This window comes from Paenibacillus sp. FSL W7-1279, from assembly GCF_037969845.1.
In the GTDB taxonomy this organism is placed as follows: domain Bacteria; phylum Bacillota; class Bacilli; order Paenibacillales; family Paenibacillaceae; genus Paenibacillus_AQ.
The window spans coordinates 2,191,208-2,216,128 of record NZ_CP150215.1 but is presented as its reverse complement, the minus strand read 5'-3'; the positions used below and the strand labels follow the sequence as shown (position 1 = coordinate 2,216,128).

Here is a 24,921-nt window from a genome sequence, read left to right as displayed (position 1 = left end):
GAATACACTTACAAGGTTATTTTTAGTGCTTTTCATTTTGCGCCTTCCCATCCGTTTTACTCATGATATGGAACGCATAAAAAGGATTCACTCTCCCCACGCTAAGACTACTTCAATCATGAATGCGGCGAGGAGGAAAACTTGTGAAATCCCGTACCCTATGGAGCATCTTAGGTGCAGCGTCAGTTATTGGCGCGCTTCTGATCTTACTGTTCATCCCCGGTTCAAAACAGCCGGCTCCCACGGCTGAACCAACACAGCCTTTAAGGCCCCAGCAGGAGAACAAGGCTAAACACTTTACCATGCAAAGCGATCTCCATGCGACGGATCAACTCAACCGTCTTGATGCAAAAGGTCATCTGCGCAAAATGCTGAACAATAACGCTTTGCGCAGTTCGGGTCAAATAAAAGCCTATACGCAAAAAGAACAAAAGCTGCACAAGCATTTTCAGCAAGTACGGTGGTATAACCTCAAGCAAAACAAAATGACGGATGTACAGGGTCTGCTTCCCAAACTGAACAAAAAAGATAAGAATCTGATCACTCATCATTTCCAAATGGCACAGCAAAAGCTGAAACGGGGAGAATCTTACGATTCACCCAAGTTCAATGTCGCGGGGCAGCCTTATTTTGTTGTTGCCGAGCCGTCCAAGGATGGCAAATATGGCGCCGCCGCTTTGGTTAATCAAGGCGTACTGCATGAAGTAAGCAATCACCAGAAACGGAATCTTCGCTTAATTCCGTACCCGAAGGAAGGTAAATTCAAGGTCGAATCCATTCATGCGGATACCCTCTCCGATATTACCGTCAAAACGGGACACGATAATGAAAAGGCCAGTCACTTTTACGAAAATGAAATTGTGGTGTCCTTTCAGAATGAGCCGTCTAAGCAGCAGCTCCTCAACATCTCTAAGGAGATATCATGTGACACTCCGAGGAAACTTGGCTATGCCTATGTTTTTCGTTCCAAAGATATGGACTACCATAAACTCCGCTCCTATTTCGAGCAGAAGTGGAAAACGAAGTATACTGAGCCTCACTACATCTATTTAACCAATGATCGCCCCCCTCAATCCAGAATAAACTCGGATTTCTTGCCGGATGGAGCGAATGAGCAAGTCAATATCCCGAATGATTTGCTGTTTTCTCAATATCAGTGGAATCTGCCCGTCATTGAGACGAACCGGGGCTGGGATCTGTCCAAAGGCAGTGAAGATGTCATCATCGCCGTAATTGACACTGGTGTGGATCTTCAGCATTCCGATTTGGATGGACAGTTGGTGGAAGGATACAACATCGTCGAGAAGGACAAACAGCCGCTGGATGATGTGGGTCACGGGACGCATGTAGCCGGGATCATCGGTGCCCTGGTCAACAACGGTGAAGGTGTTGCCGGGGTAAGCTGGTATAACAAAATCATGCCGGTCAAAGCACTAGACGGATCCGGATCAGGAACAACCTATGCCGTCGCAGAAGGCATAATTTGGGCCACGGATCACGGAGCCAAGGTGATCAATATGAGTCTTGGCAACTATGCGGACTCCCAGTTCCTGCACGATGCCGTGAAATATGCTTATGATCGCGACGTTGTTCTTGTTGCTGCCTCAGGCAATGACAACACGGAGCGCCCTGGTTATCCTGCCGCCTATCCGGAAGTGCTGGCTGTCGCCGCAACGGATTCCAATCAGAAGCGGGCAGAATACTCGAACTACGGCGATTATATCGATGTGGCTGCTCCCGGGACCAATATTGCAAGCACGTTTCCAGGGAATCAATATGCGGCTTTATCCGGAACCTCCATGGCCAGCCCTCATGCAGCCGCCATGGCGGGTCTCATTCGTTCCCTTAACCCTGATCTGACCAATCAGGAAGTCATGGACGTCATGATAAACCAAACGGTCGATCTAGGCGATAAAGGAAAAGATAAATATTACGGTCATGGTCAGATTGATATTTTCCAATCCTTGAAAGCAGTTGGCGCCCCCGATGTCCCTCTTCAAATGTGGCCGGGTCAAACGCTTCAGAATCTGGAGCAGGAACTTCGCAAATTAAACGGCTCCAACGAATAAAATACACGAAATAAAGCAGCTTCCGCCTCGATCGCGTTAGCTGCTTTATTCCTATCGGAGGCAAGAGCACTTACATTTATTTCTTCCGGCGGGAACGGCTAGTACGTACTGCAGCTTTCTTCGAACGCTTACCGGAGACCGTAACTCCACCATAGCCTGCATTGTCGCTCACGACTTCTTCTTCGCTGTACGTGTATATATGTTTTTCTACAGGTACGCAGTGAATCTTATCCACCACTTTAATCGGATGAATAACGGGTACGATTTGCGGTACATAGTGGTCTCTAACGACAACGATCGGCTCGCACACAATCGGTGACACAGGAGGACATGGATTTTCTTTATGACAAGACATGTTTTTTTGCATCTCCTTTCCGTTGATGATTATAGCTTATTATCCCAAGGGCTATTTGGTATGGACGATTATCCGTACAGGACACATGATCTGCCAATATTTTCGCGAAACCTAAAGAAAAACGTCTATCGACGTACTTTCTCAGAAGACAGACCGCGGTTAGAGGAAGTTTTTCTTGCGATATCAGGAAGGCCCAAGCTTCGAAGTTTATAACTTCTGATATCATGAAAAAACGCGCATTTCCTGTAGACCCCTCACGAGGAGTCCAAAGAAAATACGCGTTTGTACCATAGCGGTATTAGTAAAGCAATATGTTGTTCAGTTGGGAAAGCTTTCCGTAAGCCGGGTTCTGTGCTCTTCGTGGTCATAACGGGAACTACCCTGCCACCATGAGCGACAATCATCTATCTAGGCCGATCATTACTAATCGACTCAAGCGACCAACCCGGACGCGCCTCGGGCTAAGGCTGTCTCCTCGAAAGAGACTGCGTCCCATTAGGTCTTGCTCCAGGTGGGGTTTACCAGGAACGAAGTCACCAGCGTTCCTCGGGGTCTCTTACACCTCGGTTCCATCCTTGCCTGTGCCACCCTAAGGCGGCCATCGGCGGTCCATTTCTGTGGCACTATCCTTCAACTCGCGCTGACTGGACGTTATCCAGCACCCTGCCCTATGGAGCCCGGACTTTCCTCTCGCGGCTTAGAGCCGCCAGCGATTGTCTGTCAAACTTTCCGGACAACATTACATATTATACAGTGATTTGAAGCGGTACACAACCCATTAAACATTAACAATAGCTGATTATTTTCCCAGCTTGGCCTAAGCACTCTTCATTGTCAGGCGGTGTCAGAATGAGGCCTCTTTTCCTTGCCTTACATTTCTGTTCCTTACACGAACTGGAATGGCTCCGTATTGATGCGGGAAGCAACAACTCGGGTTTCATACTTATGTTCCTGCAGTTTCTGTTCCATCCACTCGGCGACCTTGACCTTCATAATCTTCTCGGCATTATGACCCGGATCAATGATGGTAAGTCCTGCTGCGAGCGCATCCTGTGCCGTATGATAATCAACATCTCCGGTTACCAGCACATCCGCTCCACGGAACAGTGCCTTCATCATGTAGCGTCCTCCGGATCCCCCGATGACGGCCGCCTTGCGGATGGTGCGGTCGAGCTCTCCTACAACACGAACATGTGGAACCTCCAGCTTTTCTTTGACCACGTCTACCAGCTCAGCCAACGTCATAGGCTCTTTTAGCTTACCAACCCGGCCAAGACCAAGGGATCTCCCTTTAAGGTCCATGGCATACAGATCATACGCAACCTCTTCATAAGGATGCGCCTTCAGCATCGCCTGGATCACTTTGTTGCGGATGGCATGAGGAACAATTGTCTCGATCCGAACCTCATTAGCACGTTCCATCTTGCCTTCCTGACCTAGAAATGGGTTGCTGCCTTCTCGCGGAACATAGGTGCCAAAACCCTCAATGTTAAAGCTGCAGTGGCTGTAATTTCCGATCCAGCCTGCACCGGCGCCGAGCACAGCATCGAGCACCTCTTGATGATGACTCTTCGGCACAAATACCACCAGCTTGGATAACTGTTCATTATGCATGTCATGGATAGGCGACGTATTCTCGATTCCCAAGGCCTCCGCCATCCAATCGTTCATTCCGCCTTCGGTTACATCGAGATTGGTATGACTTATATATACCGCGATATCGTGTTTGATCAGCTTTTCATACACCTTGCCCATCGGTGTATCCGTCTGCAGCTGCTTCAGCGGACGGTATATAATCGCATGATGCGCGATAATCAGATCAGCCCCAATCTCAATGGCTTCATCCACCACTTCATCATTGACATCCAAAGCAATCAGCACGGTGCGAATGTCCTTTTGCAATGTTCCAAGCTGGAGTCCGATCCGGTCATCGGGTTCGGCCACGTGCTTCGGGGCCAATTGCTCCATATATTGAATTACGGTTTGTCCTTTGGCAAGCATGCCAGCACCTCCTGAATAAACTCGATATCCGAACGAATCTCACTCGCCTTGTCGGCTGCCGTGGTGAGATCTGAACGCGAAAGCGATAGAAGAATATACTCCATCTTCTCTATCTCCGATTTCCATTTATCATAGAAAACCGGATTCGGGGACTGCGTGAGCCAAGGTCCCATACGGAAAAGCCAGTCCGTAGATAATCGGAGACCGCCCCCAATCGCTCTATCCTTGTAAACCTGCTCATTCGTCAGGTCTGTTGTATGCGAAGGCTCGGCGACCAGCACTTCGTAAATTTTGCCGTCTTCCTCCAGGATCCATTCCTCAATCAGCACCCAGCCATGGGAGTACAGCCACTTGCGCAAGATATCTTCTCCCACATTCGGCTGCAGGACCAGCCTGCGGACGCCTGTCAGCTTATCGATGCCGCGGTCCAAAATCGCTGCAATCAAGCTGCCACCCATACCGGCAATCGTAATAACGTCGGCCTCACCGGCTGAGAGTACGTTCAAACCGTCTCCTCTTCGCACGCTGATGACCTCAGTCATCCCTGATTCGATGACCTGCTTGACGGCAGCATCATAAGGGCCGGGATTGACCTCACCGGCGATCGCTTGAATGGCTGCTCCGCTCTCTACGGCAGCCACAGGCAGCAGTGCATGGTCGGAACCGATATCAGCAAGTCGGCTGCCGCGTGGAATCTTCTCCAGTATTTTCGTTAATCTTCTTGATAATTTCACGGTCGATACACCTTACCATTCCATATTTTCGTCCAAATCACGATCTATACCTTACCCTAACAGAGACGATACCAAACTGCAAACCGGTAAATCCGGTTGAAAAACATCGTGCCTGTTCATTTGCAATGGGTCTGGAAAAGAGCTAAAATAAAGACCAATAAAACAAATGCAGGAAGAAATTCCATAACCAAGAAACTCATACATGCCATGCATAAATTCGAAAAAAAGGACCTGCTGCCGTTACTGCAGAAGGTCCGTGGATTAAGCTATTCGAGGAAATCCTTTAACCGTTTGCTGCGGCTCGGGTGACGAAGCTTACGGAGCGCTTTCGCTTCAATCTGTCGAATCCGTTCGCGGGTAACACCGAACACTTTGCCGACCTCTTCCAGTGTTCTGGTGCGGCCATCATCGAGTCCGAAACGAAGACGAAGCACATTCTCCTCGCGCTCTGTCAGCGTATCCAGCACATCTTCGAGCTGTTCCTTCAGAAGCTCGTAAGCTGCTGCGTCAGCAGGAGCGAGTGCTTCCTGATCCTCGATGAAATCTCCGAGGTGGGAATCATCTTCTTCACCGATCGGCGTTTCCAGCGAAACCGGCTCCTGGGCGATTTTCATAATCTCCCGGACTTTCTCAACACTGAGTTCCATCTCGGCAGCAATTTCCTCCGGCGAAGGCTCACGTCCGAGCTCCTGCAGAAGCTGTCTGGATACACGAATCAGTTTGTTGATGGTCTCGACCATATGCACGGGAATTCGGATGGTACGGGCCTGGTCAGCAATAGCGCGCGTGATCGCTTGGCGAATCCACCAAGTCGCATACGTACTGAATTTGAAACCCTTTTTGTAATCGAACTTCTCCACGGCTTTGATCAAGCCCATGTTGCCCTCCTGAATCAAATCCAGGAACAGCATTCCTCGTCCGACGTAACGCTTCGCGATACTTACAACGAGACGCAGGTTGGCTTCAGCCAGACGGCGCTTGGCTTCCTCATCTCCCTGTTCAATCCGGTTGGCAAGTTCAATCTCATCATCTGCTGACAACAGCGGAACCCGGCCAATTTCCTTCAAGTACATCCGTACCGGGTCGTTAATCTTGATCCCAGGAGGCAGCGAAAGATCGTCGTCAAACCCAAAATCCTCATTATCATGGGATTCGGAATCTCCCGCTTGCCGGTGAGTACCCTCTTCATCATTCTCATTAACTACATCGATACCCAGGTCGGCCAGCTGCTCATAGAACTCTTCCATCTGCTCCGTATCCTGATCAAATGGCGATAATTTCTCCATAATATCTTTATAGCTCAATACGGATCTCTTTTTACCCTGTTCAATCAACTGATCCTTGACTTGATCCAGCGTAAATTCCGTTTCTAGTTCAGTATGCTGATCATTCGCCATCATTCGACTCCCTCCTCCCTAGAAACAGCAATGCGCGGGGCCTCATTGTCTTTCTAGGGCGATAATCTCACTTGCAATTTGTGCGGCTCGCAAAAAATCTCCTGAGCGCTCCGCTTTAATCATCTCTTCTTTTTTCTGGTCGATCTCTCTCTGCTGCGGAAATTTCAGCACCTCACGTATGCAATCATCGAGCACTTGAACATTCCACTCGGCTGGTGCTTCCATCATCATGATCGAGCTGACCGTCATTTCCAAACGATCGTCGTGGAGCGATGACATGAAACGGCTGATATCCGGAGATTTACCCTGTGCGTAAAAAGCATATAGATAAGCAGCAATTGCCGCATGATCCTCAATATTAAACGCTTCTCCCAGGCGATCGCCAACGTATCGCGCGGCCTCCGCATCCTGCAGCATCAGCGACAGCAGCCGCCGCTCTGCAGCATGGTAAGCAGGCAGAAGTACCGGGGCGGGCTGGCGCCCTTTTTTATGCCTACCATTATTCCACCTTTTTTCCTTATTATCCCCATCGCCCATCTTTTTTTGCATCGATTGCCGAAGCAGATTGCAATCCTGCTTAAGACTCTCGTAGGAAAGATGAAGCTCGGAGGACAACTCCCTCAAGTAAACTTCTCGTTCAGTCGAGGAATTCAGTACGGCGATAATGGGCAATGCCTCTTTGGCGTACGCAATCTTACCATCTTCTTCTAGCAGTATATGGTTTTTCTTCAGATATATAAGTTTAAATTTTGTTGTTGAAACAGCTGTTTCTACTACATGCCTGAAACGCTCGGCACCGAATTTGCGGATATAATCATCCGGGTCCATTCCTTCGTTCACCAAAGCGATTCGTACTCTGAGACCAACGCCTTCCAGCATTGGAATGACTTTTAACGCAGCAGCCATGCCGGCTTTATCACCGTCATAGACAACAACAACTTCTTCAGCCACCGATTTCATGATTGCCACTTGGTTTTCCGTTAGAGAGGTTCCCATGGTTGCCACACCATTCTGTAGTCCTGCTTCCCATGACGAAATCACATCGCCGTAACCTTCGAATAACAGAACTTGACGCAATTTGCGTATGGATGTTTTGGCCTGGTGCAGGTTGTACAGTGTGCGGCTCTTATTAAATAGAAGTGTCTCCGGGGAATTTAGGTACTTCGGTTGACCGTCCCCCAGTATTCTGCCAGCAAACGCGATGACCTTGCCGCTGCGGTCATGTATCGGAAACATGATGCGTCCGCGAAAACGGTCGAGATAGCCTTCCTGTTCATTTCTTGCGGATAATAAACCGCCCTTTTCCATCTCTTTCAAGTCAAAGGATCGCTTCGTCAGGAATTGTACAAGCGTGTCCCAACGATCAGGAGCATAACCGATTTGGAACTGGTCAATCATTTTGTCGCTCATTCCGCGGGATCGTAAATACTTCATGGCTTCCGTACCATGCTCCGTGTTCTTAAGCAGGAAATGGTACAGCTTGGCGCTAAGCTCATAGGCTTCAAGCAAACGTTCTTTTTCCGGATTACGAGGAATTACGGGAACTCCTTGACCTTCCGGCAACGAGATATCATTCTCTTCTGCCATTGTCTTTACGGCTTCGGGAAAAGAAAATCCTTCGATTTCCATTCTAAATTTAATGGCGTTTCCGCCCTTACCGCAACCATAGCAGTAAAAGATTTGGCGTTCCGGTGTAACCGTAAAGGAAGGAGTCTTCTCTGAGTGAAACGGGCACAAGCCCTTCAGGTATTTCCCCTGTTTGGTAAGATGCACGTATTTGCTGACCGTGTCCACAATATCGCTCTTGGCCAGTACTTCCTCAATGACATCATCCGGAATATTACCTTGTCCGGTACTCATCCAAACCACCTTCATCTCTTTTGGCACGTAAATAGTATTCGCTACGGGTGGACATTCTCCTGCAATTCATGCAAAAGTTTTGTCAGTTTATGTTGAAAAAAACTCCGGTCTTCGTCAAGCAGCTTTTTGGGCCCTTTGCCATACTTTCCTTGCTTCCTCGCCTTAGCCAGATGGTGACGGGAATCCAGCATGAAATCGATATCCGCATTATGGAAAATACGACCACGAAAGGATATCACATGGCATGATTTGGCAAGCGCAAGTGCAGCCAGTCCATAATCCTGCGTTACCACGATATCCCCCCTGGATATGTGGTTAGCGATGTATAGGTCCGCACTTTGATCACTCCGATCCACCTGGACCGTCGTAACCCCTTCTTCTGCCTGCTGCAGATGATCATAGGAAGAAACAAGCAGTACCGGCACACGAAATGTACGAGCTGTCTCTGCGATTTCCTTCTTGACTGGACATGCATCACCGTCAACCACAATCGAAATGGAGTTGCTTTCGTTCATTCGCATCACCGGCTCTTATCGTTAATCTTGGATTCATCTTTACGCTGTATATTATTATATACGTCTTTGGCAGATTAAAATCCTTCTTCTAAGAAAAACGTCTATCGTCGTACTTTCACAGGAGACAGACCGCGTATAGCGGAAGTTTTTCTTGCGAGATAAGGATGGTAAGCCTCTGAAGCTTATACCTTCTTATCTCTTCAAATAAACAATGACCCAGCACTTGCTTGATTCAGGCCGTTCATAGCGAAAGCGCCATCCCGTGCATAACCGCGGGCTGTCGCTTTCACTGAACAATGCATTATACCATTAGTAAAATCATGCTGTCACTACTACCACACCAATTTCGTGAAATCGGCGTATCGCTTCAAATCTCCATCGATACCGGAGAGCAGTGCAAGACGATTGGCCCGAACCGCTTCATCCTCTGCCATGACCATTACGGAGTCGAAGAATCCGGTAATCGGTTCTTTGAGTCCACCCAGCAAGGACAATGAACGTTCGCCGTCAGCAGCTTGCAGCGCAGCATGATAATCGTCGCGAATCGCGTTCCAAGCTTCGTACAGCTTGCCTTCTTCCGTTTCCGTAAACAATTCAGGATTGACAGCAGCCTTGCCGGCCTTGGCAGCCAAATTGCTAACCCGGTTGAAGGATTCTACCGTCGTTTTGAAGTCTTGGACATGATCGACAGCATCCATCAGCGCATGACCGCGGGATACAACCGACACCACATGATCAAATCCTGCGGTAATTACGGCATCCACCACATCATAACGCTGATCTTCGGACAGAAGCTTCTTCACGCGAAGTCCGAAGAATTCTTTAAGGTCCTTACGGATTTCGTCCGTCGAGCGTTTCAATACGCGAATGTTCTCGTGAACCTCCAGGGCCACACCGAAGACATCCGATAACGTTACCGGGAGTTTGTGCTCCAGGATAATCTGAACGATGCCCGCCGCCTGACGGCGCAGCGCGTAAGGGTCCTGGGAGCCTGTCGGAATGATGCCGATGGAGAAGCAGCCCACGATCGTGTCGATTTTATCCGCAATGCTCACGATGGATCCGACCGAGGTGGAAGGCACCGCGTCACCGGCGAAGCGAGGCTGGTAATGCTCAAACACCGCTTTGGCCACCTGCTCCTTCTCACCGGCTTTTCTTGCGTAATCCTCACCCATTACACCCTGCAGTTCAGGGAATTCGTAAACCATCTGGGTCACCAGATCGAATTTGCAAATATCGGCCGCACGACTCACGGAATCTGCTTCGTCAGCCGAAATGCTAAGCTTCGCGGACAACTGATCGGAAATCCGGCGGATTCTGCGGACTTTATCGCCGATGGTCCCCAGTTCCTCATGGAACACGATGCTCTCCAGCTTCGATAGGGCGTCTTTGATCTGAAGCTTCTGATCTTCCTCATAGAAGAATTTCGCGTCCGACAAACGGGCTCGCAGCACCTTCTCATTCCCTCTAGCGATAACGTCCAGGGAACGGCTGTCCCCGCTGCGCACCGTGACAAAGAACGGAAGCAATTGTCCTTGCTTATCCAGCACAGGGAAGTACCGTTGATGCTCACGCATGGAAGTAATCAATACTTCCTGCGGAATATGGAGGAATGAGGAGTCGAATGATCCGTACAGCACGGTTGGCGTCTCTACAAGGAATAATACCTCTTCAAGCAAATCGTCCTTGATGGCGATATTCCAATCTTTCTCTTGGGCCAATGCCTGGATCTGCGACACAATCATCTCTTGGCGTTCATTCACGTCCACGATGACATGCTGTTCGCGCAATACGTCGCGATAAGCCGATGCCTCAGGAATAACGGCCTCTCCGCCAAGGAAACGATGTCCACGGGTCACGTTCCCAGCTTTCACGCCCGTAATTTCCAGATCTATGGTCTCACTGCCGAGCAGAGCGACCATCCACTTAATCGGACGAACGAATTTAAATTCGTGCGCGCCCCAGCGCATATTTTTCGGGAAGGTCATCGAAGTCAAAATGCCAAGTAGTCCTTCAGGCAGGATCGACTTCGTATCCACGCCAACGCTGTTTTTCGTCACATAGATATACTCTACCCCGCCGAGCTCCTTAAAGGTAAAACTCTCAGGATCAACGCCCTGGCTTTTTGCAAAACCAAGCGCTGCCTTGCTCCACTGTCCGCTATCATCCAACGCGATCTTGCGGGAAGGCCCCTTCACTTCCTCGCTGACGTCTTCTTGTTTATCCGCAACGTTCTGTACCCATACCGCCAAGCGGCGCGGCGTAGCATATGCCGTTACTTCTCCATGCCCGATTCTGGAAGCATCCAGCCATTTGACCAATTTGTCCTGAAGCTGTTCCATCGCGGCGCGCAGAAATCTCGCCGGGACTTCTTCCAGACCGATTTCAAACAATAAATCCTTAGACATGGTCTGCGCCCCCTTTCTTAATCAGCGGGAAGCCCAGCTTCTCGCGCTCTTCCAAATACGTGGCTGCAACCTGACGAGCCAGGTTTCGCACGCGCATAATGTATCCCGTTCTCTCCGTTACGCTGATCGCGCCTCTGGCATCCAGCAGGTTAAACGTGTGCGAGCATTTTAGTACGTAGTCGTACGCCGGGAATACTAAATTTTGGTTCATCGCTTTATTCGCTTCTTCTTCATACATGTTAAACAGCGTAAACAGCATTTTAACGTCGGACACTTCAAAAGTGTATTTTGAATGCTCGAATTCCGGCTGATGGAATACATCTCCATAGGTGATGCCGTCTACCCATTCCAGATCAAACACATTCTCTTTATCCTGGATATAGGATGCAAGCCGCTCCATACCATAGGTAATCTCTACAGCGACTGGACTTGCGTCGATGCCGCCAACCTGCTGGAAGTACGTAAACTGCGTAATTTCCATACCATCCAGCCAAACTTCCCAGCCAAGGCCCCATGCACCAAGTGTCGGCGCTTCCCAATTGTCCTCAACAAAACGGATGTCATGATCGAGCGGATTGATGCCAAGACGCTTCAAGCTCTCCAAATACAGCTCTTGAATATTGTCCGGTGAAGGTTTCAAAATGACCTGAAATTGGTGATGCTGATACAGACGGTTCGGATTCTCTCCATAACGGCCGTCAGCCGGGCGACGGGAAGGCTCCACATAAGCCACATTCCAGGGCTCGGGTCCGATCGAACGCAAATACGTCATCGGATTCATTGTACCTGCACCCTTTTCCGTGTCGTACGGCTGCACGATGATACAATTCTGTTCCGCCCAAAATTGCTGCAGCGTCAAAATCATCTGCTGGAAATTCATGATTTTTAGCTCCTTTACATTCTTTTTCAAATTCATTCCACCATGCCTATCGATTCTCTGTACAACAAAAAGCTCTCGCCCTACGCCTGTTGTACAGACATAGGGACGAGAGCTGTAGCTTCCCGCGGTTCCACCCTACTTGGCCCTGCTGCGTCGCAGACATAATCTTAGTCTTCAGCGATCAGTAAAGCCCACTTTATCGTTTCATCATGCTCCCGGGTGCCCTGTTCATGAATATCTCCTACCAGGCTTCCACCACCCCCGGCTCGCTTTCACGGATCGACTATTCACTACTTTCCCGTTCAATGCATGTCAGTATTCAAAAAACTAATAAACTGATAAATATAATACCTCATTCTATATCTTACGTCAAATATCATACTTGTCCATTTGATCCAAAAAATTTTGCGATTTCAAACGCAGCCCAAGCTGCATATCCATCAAAGCTCGCATAACCTTTTTGAGCTCGGCCTTCGTTTCGTCCTTCACATCCACATTGCCCAACCGTCTTAAATCCAGCCGTCCAAACAGGCGCAGCAGCTTCAGCGTTCTGGGCGAGATCGCCATTGCCGGCGGATCCAGATGTTTGCAGTAACGGCACAGGACGCCGCCAAGGCGGGGACTCACCAGCATATCCTCGTCTTTTCTGGATTGATTGCATGAAATGCAAACATCCAGCTCCGGCCCGTACCCTGCCGCTTGCAAAATTTTCATCTCATACAGATTGATGATAATTTGGGGATCCTTATCCTCCTGAAGGGCTTCCAGGCAGGCTTTGAGCTGATGAAACCAAAAAGCGCCCGTCTCCTCATCCTGCAGCACCCGATCCAAGAGCTCGCAGGCATAAGAAGCATAGGCGGCTTTGATAAGATCCTCCCTGAGCCCGTGGTGAGATTCCATAATCTCACCGGCGTTCAAATTGCCGAGCCCGGTACCATTCCGGAAGAACACATATTCTCCATAAGTAAACAGCTGCGTCAGAGCAGCATGACGGCTTTTCACCTTCTTGGCTCCTCTGACCAGCACGCCTACCTTGCCCGATTCTTTGGTGCAAAGTGTAATGATTTTGTTCCCTTCGCCGTAGTCCATGCTGCGGATGACGATCCCTTCCGCCCGATATAGCATGCGCTTTCCCCCAACCATTCCTGGAACAACCAATGATTACTCGTCTTCTTCATGCGGGGCCGCCTCATCTTCAACGGATGCAGCTGTAAGAACCGACTCACCCTCGGTTTCCTTATACAGCAAATACGCATCGACATCTCCAGTCATCGCAAAATACTTCCACGAAAAATCTCGCATTCGTATTCATCCTCTCTTCGGAAATGGCGTTTCGCATCTACGAAAATTAGGATGTGCGCCTAGAGCAGATTTATGAAATGCAATTGTTGGCAGGCGACTGCCGTGTATGATTTACCTCGAATTTGCACAGCGGCTCTATTATTCCCCGCGGTGAAATCCGAGATCGCGAAGAACGCGTTCTTGGTTACGCCAATCTTTTTTAACTTTAACCCAGAGCTCCAAGAAAATCTTGGACCCGAGCAGTCTTTGAATGTCCTGACGGGCTTGTCTGCCAACCTCTTTTAACAGAGCACCCTGCTTGCCGATAATGATACCCTTTTGGGAGTCGCGTTCCACAAAAATCACGGCTGAAATATATACGGTTCCGTTCTCCTCCACCCGCATATCCTCAATCGTAACCGCAATGGAGTGAGGAACTTCCTCTCTTGTCATGTGCAAAATTTTCTCGCGAATCAGCTCTGCGCACACGAACTGCTCCGGATGATCCGTCACTTGGTCTTCAGGATAATACTGCGGGCCTGGAGGCAAGTACTTCTGAATTTGTTCAAGAAGCGTGTCGACATTGTTGCCGAGCTTGGCGGAAATCGGGACGATCTCTGCAAAATCATGCAGCTTCCGATACTGCTCAATCAGTGGGAGCAGAGCGGGCGGCTCAATCTTATCGATTTTGTTCATGACCAGGATGATCGGAGTCTTGATCTTCTGCAGCTGCTCGGCGATGTAACGGTCTCCCCCGCCGATGCCCTCGGAAGCGTCTACCAGAAACAACGCGGCTTCAACCTCACCCAGCGTGCTTAAAGCGGTCTGGTTCATGTAATCCCCAAGCTTGGATTGACGTTTATGAATGCCCGGTGTATCCAGAAAAACCACTTGGGATTCGTTGGTCGTATAAACGCCATGAATTTTATTTCTTGTTGTTTGCGGTTTGTCCGACATGATGGCAATCTTTTGACCGATCACCTGGTTCATCAGCGTTGATTTCCCTACATTCGGTCTACCGATAATAGCCACAAACCCGGACTTAAATTGTTTTTTTTGCATACCATTCCTCCGCTACTGTCCTGTATCTACATGTTGTTTCTGAAACCTTGGTTCGATCCTGTTCAATTGCAAACTTACTGTTTGTTTAAATCCCAAGGACCAAACGCGCCCGGCAGCAGTTCACTGACGGTCGTTTCCTTGATGTCACCCTTCATATTCCCCATGATCACCTTCATATCGGGTTTACACAGCTCCACCAGCACTTGCCGGCATACCCCACACGGCGTGCACGGGCCATCTGTATCAGCAACGATGGCAATCGCCTGGAAGCTCCCTGCTTCATGACCATCGGCAATCGCACGGAACAATGCCGTGCGTTCAGCGCAATTGGTAGGACCGTATGCGGCATTCTCAACATTACACCCAAGATGTACCTCTCCGCGCGAATCGAGCAGAGCCGCCCCTACACCAAATGTTGAATAGGGTATGTAAGCGCGCGTACGTGCTTTAATCGCTTCCTGCATTAACAATCCTGCATCCATATCCAGTTCCTCCTAATGTTCAACTTGTCATTGATTGTATCCATTCCCATACCGGTTCATAGAAGACCAGAATGCCAGTTACGACGGCAAACACCGCTGCAACTAACGCTGCACCGGCTGCTGTGTCCTTAGCCACCCGAGCTAAAACATGTTCTTCTGGCGAGATCAGATCGATAATGGCCTCTACCGCAGTATTCACCAGCTCCGCGATAAATACGAGGGCAATCGCCAATACCAAAAACAACCAGCTCATTCGGTCCAATTGCAGCAAAGCTGCTGCGATGAATACAATCAAGGCAGCAGCAATGTGGATTTTCATATTGCGTTCCGTTTGTACAGCCGTCAAGATGCCGCGGATCGCGCACCCAAATGCCCTGTATAACGATTGTCTGTGCGGCTTCACTATCTTGTCAATCCTACTTCTGCAAGTACAGCCTCCTGCTTGCCCATCATTTCCGCTTCGCTCGCCTCATCCTGATGATCATATCCGAGCAAATGCAGAAATCCGTGAACAAACAGAAAACCGAGTTCCCGTTCCAAGGAATGACCGTATTCTTCGCTTTGCAGCTTCGCCCGAGGGACCGAGATAATGATATCACCCAGAACATCCGGCACGCTCTCCAGTTCTTCTCCTTCTTCAAGCTCATAAATGATCTCGAGCTCATCGTTCGTAATCTCATTCATCGCAAAGGAGAGGACGTCGGTCGGACGATCGATTCCCCGGTACTCCCGGTTCAATTCATGGATCTGTTTATCATCGACGAAAGTCAGATCAACCTCGCCGTCGGTAACGCCTTCAGCCTCTCCGGCCTTCTGAAGAATCACTTCAAGCAAGGCGATCAAATCCTCGCTAATCTGAAAATCCTCTTGTTCATTATTCCATGCCAGCTGCAGGCTCATTCTTATACGCTCCTTCTCTGTTCCTCACTCGTTGCCGATGTCTCGGAAGCGGTCGGGTTATCACCATTTGGCGCTGTCGGCTTGGGACGCTTCACATCCTCAGGATACTCGATCCGGGAATGGAAAATCCCCATCACCGTTTCCTTTAACGTCTTGGCGATAATGTCCAGTTCCTTCATCGTTAAATCGCAATCATTAAACTGGTGGTCATCCAGGCGGCCTTTGATGATCTTCTCGATCATCGATTCAACCTGTTCCACCGTCGGTTTACGCAATGAACGAACAGCCGCTTCCACGCTGTCGGCTATGCCGACAATCGCGGATTCCTTGGATTGAGCCTTCGGCCCTGGATAACGGAAATCATCTTCGGTGAAATCCAGTTCTATGCTCTGCTCCTCCGCCTGGCGAACCGCTTTATGATAAAAATAGTGTAAAAACGTTGTGCCATGATGCTGCTCTGCGATATCTCGTATCGGTTTAGGCAGCTTGTACTCCTTGAGCATTTCCACGCCATCCCTTGCGTGTGCAACGATAATGGATTTGCTCAGCTTCGGTTCAATGGAGTCATGCGGGTTCTCCATATTGTTCTGATTCTCGATAAAATAGATCGGACGCTTGGTTTTTCCAATATCATGATAGTAGGATCCGACGCGGCACAGCAGTCCGTTGGCGCCAATCGCTTCCGCCGCCGCTTCGGACAAGTTTCCGACCATGACACTGTGATGATAAGTGCCCGGCGTCTCCGTCAACAGTTTGCGGAGCAGCGGATGGTTCGGGTTCGATAATTCCACCAGCTTCAGTGCCGACAAAATACCGAAGGTGACTTCGAAGAACGGCATTAATCCGATGACCAGGATGGCCGTTAGCAATCCGCCCGCAATCGCAAAACCGATCGAATACAGCGTTTCACTCGTGGTCCACGTATCGTTATTGAGCAGCAGCATGATAAACACGATCAATGCGCCAAAGAGAGAAGCCATAATGCCGCCCTTCAGCATCGTCGACTGCTGGCTCGCGCGGTGAATCGAGAAGATCGCCACGCAGGAAGTCACGGCTGCAAATAACCCGAATTTGAAGTCAAACAATTCGCCTTGGACATTCAATATGACGCTTGCCATGATGCTGAAAATGATGACGCTGAAATAGGCAAGCGAGGTTTCCAGCAGCAGGGTAACCAGAATCGCGCCAATCGCAACAGGCGCAAGATATCCAACGTACATCTGGGAATCGCTTTGCAAAAATGCGGTCAAATGCATCGGAATCAGCGTGATCACATACACCAGGACCAGCATTAACAGCTGCGAGTTGTTGTATTTAAATTTGCCAGGTTCCGACTGTCTTATGAAAGTCAGTATGCCCAGCGACAGCAGAACAGACAGGAGAAGAACTCCCAGCTCCGGCCAGTAGTTAATGTCGTCCTTCAGCAGACCATTTTTGCCAAGCAGCTCGTACAGCTCCGGCGTGATAAGCTGACCCTTCGCCACGAGGATATCCCCTTGTTTGATAAATACGGGCGGAGTATTCTCCCGGGCCTCAACCTTTGCATTCTTGGTGGCAACCTCGTCATAGAATTTATTGGCCGTTATCGTTAAACTTGCCAATTCCTGAACGACTTCCCTGGCGGTCCGATCATTCAACGAGCTTGTGTTCACTCGTTCCGCCACGCGGGTACGGGCCGTATCGGCATCCACGATTTCGTTCAGCATCAGCCTGGATACAATCTCGCGAGCTACAGGCTTCATTTGAATAATATCTTCCGAATTCAGCCTCGGTATCTTAATGAACGTTTCCTCGGGGATCCGATAGGTTTGTTCTTCGATGACCCGCTGCATTTCCTGAAGCAGCTCTTTGGAATAAGCTTCATTCGTGCTGTTGGCCGACACGAAGTTTTGCACGAATTCTCGAGCCATCCTCGGAATTTCATTACGATAAATTTCGACCTTTTCGCCAGAGCTGATATCGACGTCCTGATTCAAACGTTCAATGCGGTCAAGGATTTGCGTGACCAGGACGTCATTCCGCAGAGGAACGAGAGGGTAAATCGGCTGGACGTTCTCCGCCGCCGCCTCCTGTGCCTTAAGCGTTGCCTTGCTATCCTCTATCTGCACGGGCGCTACGATGTTCTTTTCGCTTTTCGTATTGACCTGTATGTCATAGCGTTCCGGCAAAAGCTTGGATGCTAGACTGATATAAAAGAGTAAAGCAAGCAGCAAAAACAGAATATAGCGTGTTGCCACGCTATATTTCCATCCGCTGTTTTTACCCCATATGGACTTGTCCGTCGATGGTTCTTTGGAGGCCATTGCGACAATCCCCTTTAATCTTGGTTTTCTGCTGCTTTATCATAAGCGACGATGATTTTTTGTACTAAAGAGTGACGTACAACATCCTGTTCGGCAAAATAGACGAATCCGACTTCCTCAATTCCGCTTAATATCGTTTTAGCTTCGATAAGTCCTGATTTCTTGCCCCGCGGCAGGTCAATCTGGGTCACGTCCCCGGTGATGACCATCTTCGAGCCGAATCCAAGCCGTGTCAGAAACATCTTCATCTGTTCCGGCGTGGTGTTCTGTGCTTCATCCAAAATAATAAATGAATCATCCAGCGTCCGCCCGCGCATGTAAGCAAGCGGCGCAATTTCAATCAATCCACGCTCCAGCGCCTTGGCCGTTTGATCCGGGCCCATAACATCGTATAAGGCATCGTACAATGGTCTGAGGTAAGGATCAACCTTCTCCTGCAGATCACCCGGCAGGAAGCCCAGGCTCTCTCCAGCCTCTACTGCCGGCCTTGTCAGAATGATCCTTTTGACGGATCCTTCCTTCAGCGCGGCAACAGCCAGAACGACAGCCAAGTAGGTTTTCCCTGTTCCGGCAGGACCGATACCGAATACAACATCCCGCTTTTTGATGGTGGTCACATAGTGCTTCTGACCGATGGTTTTTACACGAATAGGCTTGCCCTTGAAGGTTGTCGTAATTTCGCCCTTGTACAGATCCAGCAATTGATCAGCTCTCAGATCCTTGGCGAGTTCTACAGCATAAAGGATATCACGCTCGGTCAAAATGTAGCCGTTGCGCACAAGCTGGAGCAGCACTTCAAACAGCTGCTGAAGACTCTCCACATTCCGATGTTGCCCACGAATCGTGATGACCGCTTCCCGTGAATCTATCGTCGCAGGAATTTCTTTTTCGATTAATTTCAGAAATGTATCTTGTGGTCCGAATAATGACAGACCTTCTGACGCGCTTTGAAGTAAAATTTGAATGCTGGTCGTTTGCTGTGACAAATAGCCTCATTCTCCTTGATCGTATACTATGGGAAGTTCTTTCGCGATGGTCTCTTCCACCTCAAAAAGCACTTTCATATAAACTTTACCATTCTCTTTCTTATCATGCAAAATTTTTTGGCTTACAAATCTCGAATCGGTCCCATATTTCGCCAAAATATCCCGGCGTGCCCCCTCGATTCCCTCTTTTTTCGCTTCATCCTCGCTTATGGTCCGCTGCACCTCGGTAACCTCCATGATTTTTTCCGTCATCCAGCCCAGCGGAAGCACGCGCGTCCTCCACGTAAGCGGATCATAGAAGGTCAAGGTCTCCTGCTGCGAAAACGGAATATCCCCGTATCCCCACAGCTGGACGGCCCGATCGCCAAATACGATATACGAACGCTTCTTTCCTTCCCCCGTATACACCTTATGGGTCTTCACCAATGGGATTTCGATATCGTATTCATGCCATACAAGGCCTTTCACTTCCCCTTTGGCTACAATTCGTTCCGAATTTTCCTCGTCCCCAAGGACACCGGAAATCAGAATGTCGCCTTTCTTCACCCGGCTGTTAATCCCTACTTTAGGGACCCCCTTCTCGGCGTAAATATGGGTGATCACAGCGTCCTGCGTACTGATTAGATGCCTCGGACTCTGTAGCGGCGGTTTCTCCGGTACGGCCGCCTCTACGATCTGTATGCGAATGCGCGTCCCGTTTCGTTCCACCCCTACCCATGAAGTCCCCGGGAGGCGGGCGGTCATATTCCCGGACAGCTTGTCCATCGATTGCAGCTTGAATATCCATTGAAACGGATAAATGCCTTCCAACTTGGCCGCATCAAGCACATCCTCCGAAGCGATCGTTTCATTCCCCTCGACTTCCACGTTCCACACCATCGAGGAAAGCGTGAGCAGGATCATAAAAAACGCAACAACGCCGATAACAAACGCTTTGCGTTTCAACACGCGGCGGGCTTTGAAGGGGTATCCGTAACGCCCCTTGATCCGCGTACGGCAGCCTGTCCGTTTTAACAGTGGACGGAGCCCTTTGAAATCCTTCAGCAGCAGCTTAAGCTCTGCTGAGTGGGCCCCTGTCGGTGTTACATCCCAAACCGGAATCCCCGCCTCCGCCAATGAATTGATGAATGCTTCCACATGCTCACCGCGAACAGCGAGCTTCACATATCCTCGAAGATGGATCATCGTCGGAATTTTCACGGTTTCTCCCCCGTTCCTATGTATTGAATATGATGAATGGTGCCAATGATGGTCACTTCATGGCTTTGAATAGCCTGAATCGCAAGTCCGGTCCCCGAAATCTCCAAAGACCCCTGCGTTAAAGACAACACAAGTCGTTCCTCGGAAAAATGCCGGACTCCGCGATGATTTTCGATATGCAGCTCTTTATTGCCAATCAGGGTCAACCGCGGCAAATCAAATAACAGGTCCTGTGGCAAATCAAGCATTTCTTGGGTCCATTTCTGCAGCTTGCGGCTGATGCGGGACATATGGAGACTTTCCCCCTTCCTGTACTGTACACCTTATGCCCCAGAAAGCCGTTTTATGAGATCAAAAGTAAAAAGACCGCCCCGTCAAAAAAATCCGACAAGGCGGTCTCCCGCTTCTATGAATCTATGAATTGTATTTTTTTCGCATATCCTTATTCAAGTAATCGGGTCGAATGTCCCTTAAGAATCCGCCAAATTAACGACGAGGATTCATGGGGCGCTTGGCACGCGGAGTTCCCAGAATTTCTGCCCAAACAATGCCGTTTCGAGCTTGCTCTGCAAGAAACGATCCACTGCCCCTGGACTGTTCATGATCTTCATCCCGGCTTTCGACAACAGTTTCAGGCAATGCGATGGTCATCCGGTTCAAATTCGAGTGAATTCGGTTCAAATCCTTCTCCATCATCTCGAGTCTATGATCTATGCTGTCAGGTCGAGACCTCATCTCTTCCTCACGTCTGGCTCGGTCAATCTCTTGATGTTCAAGAGAATATCCGTTGCCGGTATCCATTTCTTCTTCATCCATCCGCTCGATCCGGGTGCTTTCCTGAACAGGTGCCGGACGGGAGACTTGCGGAGTCGTCTGTACCCGTCTTGCTTCAGGCCGCTGCTGCCCCGGTCTTGCAGGACGGTCCCCTTCGCCGCCGAAGGACGGCATACGGGGATTCTTCCCCTCCTCAGGGTTCTTCCCGCGTCTTCCGAGGGCGGAGATGATGAAGAAGCCTATAACAGCTACAATGTAAAAATTTTCGATTAACCAGCTCACTATAGGCTCACCTCATCGTTACTTGGTTTTGTTGTCTCCGGAATTGTCATTATTCTCACCCATCTTACCGAAGGAACCCCTCATCTGCGTGTCGGCTTCGATATTCTTCAGGTTCATATAATCCATCACGCCCAATTGGCCGCTGCGAAGCGCTTCAGCCATAGCCAGCGGAACTTGGGATTCCGATTCCACAACGCGTGCTCTCATCTCTACGACGCGAGCCTTCATCTCTTGCTCTTGGGCTACCGCCATCGCGCGGCGTTCTTCCGCCTTCGCCTGGGCAATACGCTTATCGGCTTCCGCCTGTTCGGTCTGCAAGTACGCGCCGATGTTTTTGCCTACATCCACGTCCGCGATATCGATGGACAGAATTTCAAATGCTGTTCCCGCGTCGAGTCCCTTGGACAAAACCGTTCTCGAAATCAGATCCGGATTTTCAAGAACATCTTTATGCGAATTACTGGAACCTACCGTCGTTACGATCCCTTCGCCGACACGAGCAATAATCGTCTCTTCGCCAGCACCCCCGACCAAACGGTCAATGTTGGCACGAACGGTAACACGAGCCTTAACCTTCACTTCAATACCGTCTCTAGCAACAGCTGCTACAACCGGTGTCTCGATAACACGCGGGTTAACGCTCATCTGAACAGCCTGCAGAACATCGCGTCCTGCCAGGTCAATCGCAGCAGCTCTTTCGAATTCGAGCGGAATATTCGCACGCTGGGCTGCAATCAAGGCATTAACCACCCGGTCAACGTTACCGCCAGCGAGATAGTGACTCTCGAGTTGGTTAATATTCAGGCCTAGACCTGCTTTTGTCGCCTTGATGAGCGGATTCACGATCCGGCTCGGCGTTACGCGCCGCAGTCGCATGGCCACCAACGTAATAATCCCGATGCGAACGCCGGAAGCGATCGCCGAGATCCAGAGCATTAACGGAAAGAAACTGAAAAACACGCTTAGCACAATGATCGCGACAACCCCGATTAGTAGTACTGGTATCAAAGAACCATCCATATTTACTTCACCCTCCATTTTTAAAATATTTACGCTTCTCACTTGAACGCTTAAACATTAGCCCTTTTAATACTACACAATTCTGTGACGAGGTTCACCCTTTTTCTTCCTCTACGACAATTCTGGTGCCGTCCGTCTTGATGACACGGACCGGACGACCGGAATCGATAAAACCTCCAAGGGTAACTACATCAAGGCGTCGTCCCTCAAGCTCCATCGTTCCAGCCGGTCGCAGCGGCGTGATCGATGTGCCGACCAGACCGATAAGTACATCCCGGTCTTCATTCGGAACATACCCCTGCTCCTTCGATAAGCTGTCACTGAGTATGAACTTCCGCCATATTCCCCGTTCCTTAAATACGAGAGCGACCACGATGATAGCCACCAGAGCACAAGCCGCCCCAATACCTAGGGATAGAGCCACATGAGACGTGCTGTAGGCCGCCATAACAACGCCGGCAATCAAGCTGGCTGATCCTATGATGCCCAGTATCCCGAAGCTTGGCACAAACAGCTCCATCGCCAGCATCACGATACCGATCACAAACAGCAGCCAGTTCTCCCAACCGGCAAATCCTGCGACCTGGTTACCGAAGAAATACAGCACAAATGCGGTCACCCCTAGAATTCCCGGCACACCAAAACCCGGAACTATCACTTCGATAATGACACCTGCAATACCGATGAAGAGCAGGAGCGCCATGACACCGGGATGCGTGAGGAAGGTAGCCAGCTTCTCTGAGAAGGTCTGCTCCATCCGAAATATGTCCTGCGTGGAGTAGTCCATCCACGTGATGACTTCTTCTGTGCTGTTCGCAATCGTATCCGCATAACCCGTCTTCAGCGCTTCATCATGCGTCAACGATATGATCTCCCCGGGTTGCTTTGTCAATCCGATGTCAGGTAGATCAATCTTCATCTTGAGATCAGCCATCCCCTTGGCAATCTCCGGATTTCGACCTGAAGCTTCAGCGGCACTCGCCATGCTTGTTTTCCACCAGGAAACCATCTTGGCATCCTCGATCGGATTCCCCCTGGCATCCACCATATAAGCCGCGCCAATCATGGTGCCTTCCGCCATGGCAATCTTGTCTGCGTTCAGCGCAATGTAACTCCCAGCAGATGCGGCATCACCCGTGATGTAAGCCACAATCGGAATATCGCTGGCCTTCATCAAGGATGCAATTTTACCCGCTTGGTCGACCAGGCCTCCCGGCGTATCAATTTCCAGGATGATCAGTCCGGCCCCCATCTTCTCGGCTTCCTTAAATCCACGCTCCATGAAGCTGGTTAAGCCGCGCTCGATCTGCTGCTTGACCGGAATGACATACACCGATCCGATGTTAGCAGCCACCGCGGATTTCATCGGACCTACATACATACCGATCGATAGCAGCATCATAACGACGGCTGCCGTGAATGTCAGGAATTTGCGGATCCATAACGGTCTGCTCATCTGTTCCCCTCCTTTTCGACGTATTAAGCCATCTGTACCCCTATACTTCGACAAAACGGGTTCAGCGACCTGCCTTTTGCATAAGCATATGTATCTATCTGCCCTCATATGGTAGTTACTACGAATCAGAAACGATTTCGTTTCAAAAAGTATGCCCATCCTTAGAAAAAACCATCGCAAAGAGGCGGTTCATGAATACATCCCCCGGATAAAAAGAAAAAACACCCCTTGAGAAAACAAGGGGTGTTTCACTTATGTTGTTACAGAAATTGTTGAACAACTTGATTGACAAGCTTTCCATCTGCACGCCCTTTAACTTTCGGCATGAGAGCGCTCATTACTTTACCCATCTCGGCTTTTGAAGAAGCACCGGTTTCCTGGATGGTCTGCTGTACAATGACTTTAATTTCTTCTTCAGTAAGCTGTTCCGGGAGGTAGGCGCTTAGGAGCTCAATTTCTGCTTTTGCATCGGCGGCAAGATCGTCGCGTCCCGCTTTTTCAAATTCTTGGAGGGCATCTTTGCGCTGTTTGATTTCACGACTAAAAATATCAAGCACTTCGTTGTCATCCAAACTTCGTTTCAAATCTATTTCAAGATTTTTTATCGTCGAACGAACCATTCGAATCGTTGAGAGTTTGAACTTGTCCTTACTCTTCATCGCTTGCTTCATATCTTCGTTCAATCGTTCGCTAAGATTCATGCTAGTTCAGATCCTCCTAAAACTTTCTCTTACGAGCAGCCTCGGACTTTTTCTTGCGCTTTACGCTTGGCTTTTCATAATGCTTGCGTTTCTTCACTTCAGCCAATACGCCATCTTTAGCAATGGAACGCTTGAAGCGACGAAGTGCAGCATCAATTGTCTCGTTTTTGCGAACTTTAGTTTCAGACACCAGTTTTCCCTCCCTCCGACCAGACCGTCCAAGAGCATTAACACGGTTCATCAAACTTCATTATA

24 protein-coding genes and 1 other RNA gene are annotated in these 24,921 nt (G+C 49.5%); 1 reads left to right on the top strand and 24 read right to left on the bottom strand.

What is annotated here, in order from left to right; all coding sequences use genetic code 11:
- The first annotated feature begins 143 nt into the window (after positions 1-143).
- Positions 144-2,069 (top strand): S8 family peptidase, encoded by a 1,926-nt coding sequence (locus MKY82_RS09575; protein ID WP_220686050.1) that lies wholly within the window; start codon positions 144-146, stop codon positions 2,067-2,069.
- A gap of 76 nt (positions 2,070-2,145) precedes the next feature.
- Here MKY82_RS09575 and MKY82_RS09570 read toward each other — a convergent pair whose 3' ends face one another.
- From MKY82_RS09570 to rpsU, 24 genes are all read right to left on the bottom strand, one after another.
- A complete protein-coding gene (locus tag MKY82_RS09570) occupies positions 2,146-2,424 on the bottom strand; it encodes a hypothetical protein (RefSeq protein WP_194541646.1) in 279 nt (92 codons plus the stop codon).
- Between the two features lie 323 nt (positions 2,425-2,747).
- Positions 2,748-3,153, bottom strand: an RNA gene (gene rnpB / locus MKY82_RS09565) — RNase P RNA component class A.
- A 156-nt stretch (positions 3,154-3,309) separates the two neighbouring features.
- Positions 3,310-4,425: a Nif3-like dinuclear metal center hexameric protein gene (locus MKY82_RS09560; protein ID WP_194541645.1), complete on the bottom strand. Its 1,116-nt coding sequence runs from the start codon at positions 4,423-4,425 to the stop codon at positions 3,310-3,312.
- The gene (locus tag MKY82_RS09555) at positions 4,401-5,159 is read right to left on the bottom strand and encodes a tRNA (adenine(22)-N(1))-methyltransferase TrmK (protein WP_194541644.1); all 759 of its coding nucleotides are present in this window, start codon (positions 5,157-5,159) and stop codon (positions 4,401-4,403) included. The genes MKY82_RS09560 and MKY82_RS09555 overlap by 25 nt, the downstream gene beginning before the upstream one ends.
- A gap of 266 nt (positions 5,160-5,425) precedes the next feature.
- A complete protein-coding gene (rpoD, locus tag MKY82_RS09550) occupies positions 5,426-6,556 on the bottom strand; it encodes an RNA polymerase sigma factor RpoD (RefSeq protein ID WP_071223068.1) in 1,131 nt (376 codons plus the stop codon).
- A 42-nt stretch (positions 6,557-6,598) separates the two neighbouring features.
- Positions 6,599-8,416: a DNA primase gene (dnaG, locus tag MKY82_RS09545; protein ID WP_194541643.1), complete on the bottom strand. Its 1,818-nt coding sequence runs from the start codon at positions 8,414-8,416 to the stop codon at positions 6,599-6,601.
- Positions 8,417-8,457: 41 nt separating this feature from the next.
- Positions 8,458-8,937 carry a YaiI/YqxD family protein gene (locus MKY82_RS09540; RefSeq protein WP_194545106.1) on the bottom strand — a complete coding sequence of 160 codons (480 nt, stop codon included), beginning with the start codon at positions 8,935-8,937 and terminating at the stop codon, positions 8,458-8,460.
- A gap of 326 nt (positions 8,938-9,263) precedes the next feature.
- Positions 9,264-11,339: a glycine--tRNA ligase subunit beta gene (gene glyS / locus MKY82_RS09535; RefSeq protein ID WP_220686052.1), complete on the bottom strand. Its 2,076-nt coding sequence runs from the start codon at positions 11,337-11,339 to the stop codon at positions 9,264-9,266.
- Positions 11,332-12,219 (bottom strand): glycine--tRNA ligase subunit alpha, encoded by an 888-nt coding sequence (glyQ, locus tag MKY82_RS09530; RefSeq protein ID WP_071223067.1) that lies wholly within the window; start codon positions 12,217-12,219, stop codon positions 11,332-11,334. The genes glyS and glyQ overlap by 8 nt, the downstream gene beginning before the upstream one ends.
- A 369-nt stretch (positions 12,220-12,588) precedes the next feature.
- Positions 12,589-13,344, bottom strand: coding sequence for a DNA repair protein RecO (gene recO / locus MKY82_RS09525; protein WP_194541641.1), 756 nt, complete (start codon positions 13,342-13,344; stop codon positions 12,589-12,591).
- 36 nt (positions 13,345-13,380) lie between these two features.
- Positions 13,381-13,521 carry a YqzL family protein gene (locus tag MKY82_RS09520; protein WP_074961956.1) on the bottom strand — a complete coding sequence of 47 codons (141 nt, stop codon included), beginning with the start codon at positions 13,519-13,521 and terminating at the stop codon, positions 13,381-13,383.
- A 138-nt stretch (positions 13,522-13,659) separates the two neighbouring features.
- Positions 13,660-14,562 (bottom strand): GTPase Era, encoded by a 903-nt coding sequence (gene era, locus MKY82_RS09515; RefSeq protein ID WP_071222943.1) that lies wholly within the window; start codon positions 14,560-14,562, stop codon positions 13,660-13,662.
- Positions 14,563-14,636: 74 nt separating this feature from the next.
- Positions 14,637-15,044, bottom strand: coding sequence for a cytidine deaminase (gene cdd, locus MKY82_RS09510; protein WP_071222942.1), 408 nt, complete (start codon positions 15,042-15,044; stop codon positions 14,637-14,639).
- 19 nt (positions 15,045-15,063) lie between these two features.
- Positions 15,064-15,447: a diacylglycerol kinase family protein gene (locus tag MKY82_RS09505; protein ID WP_339222765.1), complete on the bottom strand. Its 384-nt coding sequence runs from the start codon at positions 15,445-15,447 to the stop codon at positions 15,064-15,066.
- Positions 15,447-15,944 (bottom strand): rRNA maturation RNase YbeY, encoded by a 498-nt coding sequence (gene ybeY, locus MKY82_RS09500; protein ID WP_194541640.1) that lies wholly within the window; start codon positions 15,942-15,944, stop codon positions 15,447-15,449. The genes MKY82_RS09505 and ybeY overlap by 1 nt, the downstream gene beginning before the upstream one ends.
- A 2-nt stretch (positions 15,945-15,946) precedes the next feature.
- Positions 15,947-18,247: an HDIG domain-containing metalloprotein gene (locus MKY82_RS09495; protein WP_339296008.1), complete on the bottom strand. Its 2,301-nt coding sequence runs from the start codon at positions 18,245-18,247 to the stop codon at positions 15,947-15,949.
- Between the two features lie 14 nt (positions 18,248-18,261).
- The gene (locus tag MKY82_RS09490) at positions 18,262-19,233 is read right to left on the bottom strand and encodes a PhoH family protein (protein ID WP_113060209.1); all 972 of its coding nucleotides are present in this window, start codon (positions 19,231-19,233) and stop codon (positions 18,262-18,264) included.
- 6 nt (positions 19,234-19,239) lie between these two features.
- Complete coding sequence (gene yqfD, locus MKY82_RS09485; RefSeq protein WP_339222761.1) at positions 19,240-20,433, bottom strand: sporulation protein YqfD; 1,194 nt, start codon at positions 20,431-20,433, stop codon at positions 19,240-19,242.
- A complete protein-coding gene (yqfC, locus tag MKY82_RS09480; protein ID WP_071222936.1) occupies positions 20,430-20,723 on the bottom strand; it encodes a sporulation protein YqfC in 294 nt (97 codons plus the stop codon). The genes yqfD and yqfC overlap by 4 nt, the downstream gene beginning before the upstream one ends.
- Positions 20,724-20,919: 196 nt before the next feature.
- Entirely contained in the window at positions 20,920-21,489 is a 570-nt protein-coding gene (locus MKY82_RS09475) for a hypothetical protein (RefSeq protein WP_194541637.1), read from the bottom strand.
- 18 nt (positions 21,490-21,507) lie between these two features.
- Complete coding sequence (floA, locus tag MKY82_RS09470) at positions 21,508-22,509, bottom strand: flotillin-like protein FloA (protein WP_071222934.1); 1,002 nt, start codon at positions 22,507-22,509, stop codon at positions 21,508-21,510.
- Positions 22,510-22,603: 94 nt separating this feature from the next.
- Positions 22,604-23,965, bottom strand: coding sequence for a nodulation protein NfeD (locus MKY82_RS09465; RefSeq protein ID WP_339296007.1), 1,362 nt, complete (start codon positions 23,963-23,965; stop codon positions 22,604-22,606).
- Between the two features lie 260 nt (positions 23,966-24,225).
- Complete coding sequence (locus MKY82_RS09460; RefSeq protein WP_006209020.1) at positions 24,226-24,666, bottom strand: GatB/YqeY domain-containing protein; 441 nt, start codon at positions 24,664-24,666, stop codon at positions 24,226-24,228.
- A 16-nt stretch (positions 24,667-24,682) separates the two neighbouring features.
- Positions 24,683-24,856: a 30S ribosomal protein S21 gene (gene rpsU / locus MKY82_RS09455; protein WP_005547957.1), complete on the bottom strand. Its 174-nt coding sequence runs from the start codon at positions 24,854-24,856 to the stop codon at positions 24,683-24,685.
- Positions 24,857-24,921 lie beyond the last annotated feature (65 nt).

What these genes read in the sequence shown, in the direction of transcription:
- glyQ (WP_071223067.1), bottom strand. Translation starts at nt 12,219, where the DNA reads ATGAATTTCCAGCAGATGATTTTGACGCTGCAGCAATTTTGGGCGGAA.
- MKY82_RS09560 (WP_194541645.1), bottom strand. Translation starts at nt 4,425, where the DNA reads ATGCTTGCCAAAGGACAAACCGTAATTCAATATATGGAGCAATTGGCC.
- glyS (WP_220686052.1), bottom strand. Translation starts at nt 11,339, where the DNA reads ATGTCTAAGGATTTATTGTTTGAAATCGGTCTGGAAGAAGTCCCGGCG.
- floA (WP_071222934.1), bottom strand. Translation starts at nt 22,509, where the DNA reads ATGGATGGTTCTTTGATACCAGTACTACTAATCGGGGTTGTCGCGATC.
- dnaG (WP_194541643.1), bottom strand. Translation starts at nt 8,416, where the DNA reads ATGAGTACCGGACAAGGTAATATTCCGGATGATGTCATTGAGGAAGTA.
- recO (WP_194541641.1), bottom strand. Translation starts at nt 13,344, where the DNA reads ATGCTATATCGGGCGGAAGGGATCGTCATCCGCAGCATGGACTACGGC.
- MKY82_RS09570 (WP_194541646.1), bottom strand. Translation starts at nt 2,424, where the DNA reads ATGTCTTGTCATAAAGAAAATCCATGTCCTCCTGTGTCACCGATTGTG.
- cdd (WP_071222942.1), bottom strand. Translation starts at nt 15,044, where the DNA reads ATGGATGCAGGATTGTTAATGCAGGAAGCGATTAAAGCACGTACGCGC.
- MKY82_RS09460 (WP_006209020.1), bottom strand. Translation starts at nt 24,666, where the DNA reads ATGAATCTTAGCGAACGATTGAACGAAGATATGAAGCAAGCGATGAAG.
- MKY82_RS09495 (WP_339296008.1), bottom strand. Translation starts at nt 18,247, where the DNA reads ATGGCCTCCAAAGAACCATCGACGGACAAGTCCATATGGGGTAAAAAC.
- ybeY (WP_194541640.1), bottom strand. Translation starts at nt 15,944, where the DNA reads ATGAGCCTGCAGCTGGCATGGAATAATGAACAAGAGGATTTTCAGATT.
- rpoD (WP_071223068.1), bottom strand. Translation starts at nt 6,556, where the DNA reads ATGGCGAATGATCAGCATACTGAACTAGAAACGGAATTTACGCTGGAT.
- yqfC (WP_071222936.1), bottom strand. Translation starts at nt 20,723, where the DNA reads ATGTCCCGCATCAGCCGCAAGCTGCAGAAATGGACCCAAGAAATGCTT.
- MKY82_RS09520 (WP_074961956.1), bottom strand. Translation starts at nt 13,521, where the DNA reads ATGCGAGATTTTTCGTGGAAGTATTTTGCGATGACTGGAGATGTCGAT.
- MKY82_RS09540 (WP_194545106.1), bottom strand. Translation starts at nt 8,937, where the DNA reads ATGCGAATGAACGAAAGCAACTCCATTTCGATTGTGGTTGACGGTGAT.
- era (WP_071222943.1), bottom strand. Translation starts at nt 14,562, where the DNA reads ATGCAAAAAAAACAATTTAAGTCCGGGTTTGTGGCTATTATCGGTAGA.
- MKY82_RS09465 (WP_339296007.1), bottom strand. Translation starts at nt 23,965, where the DNA reads ATGAGCAGACCGTTATGGATCCGCAAATTCCTGACATTCACGGCAGCC.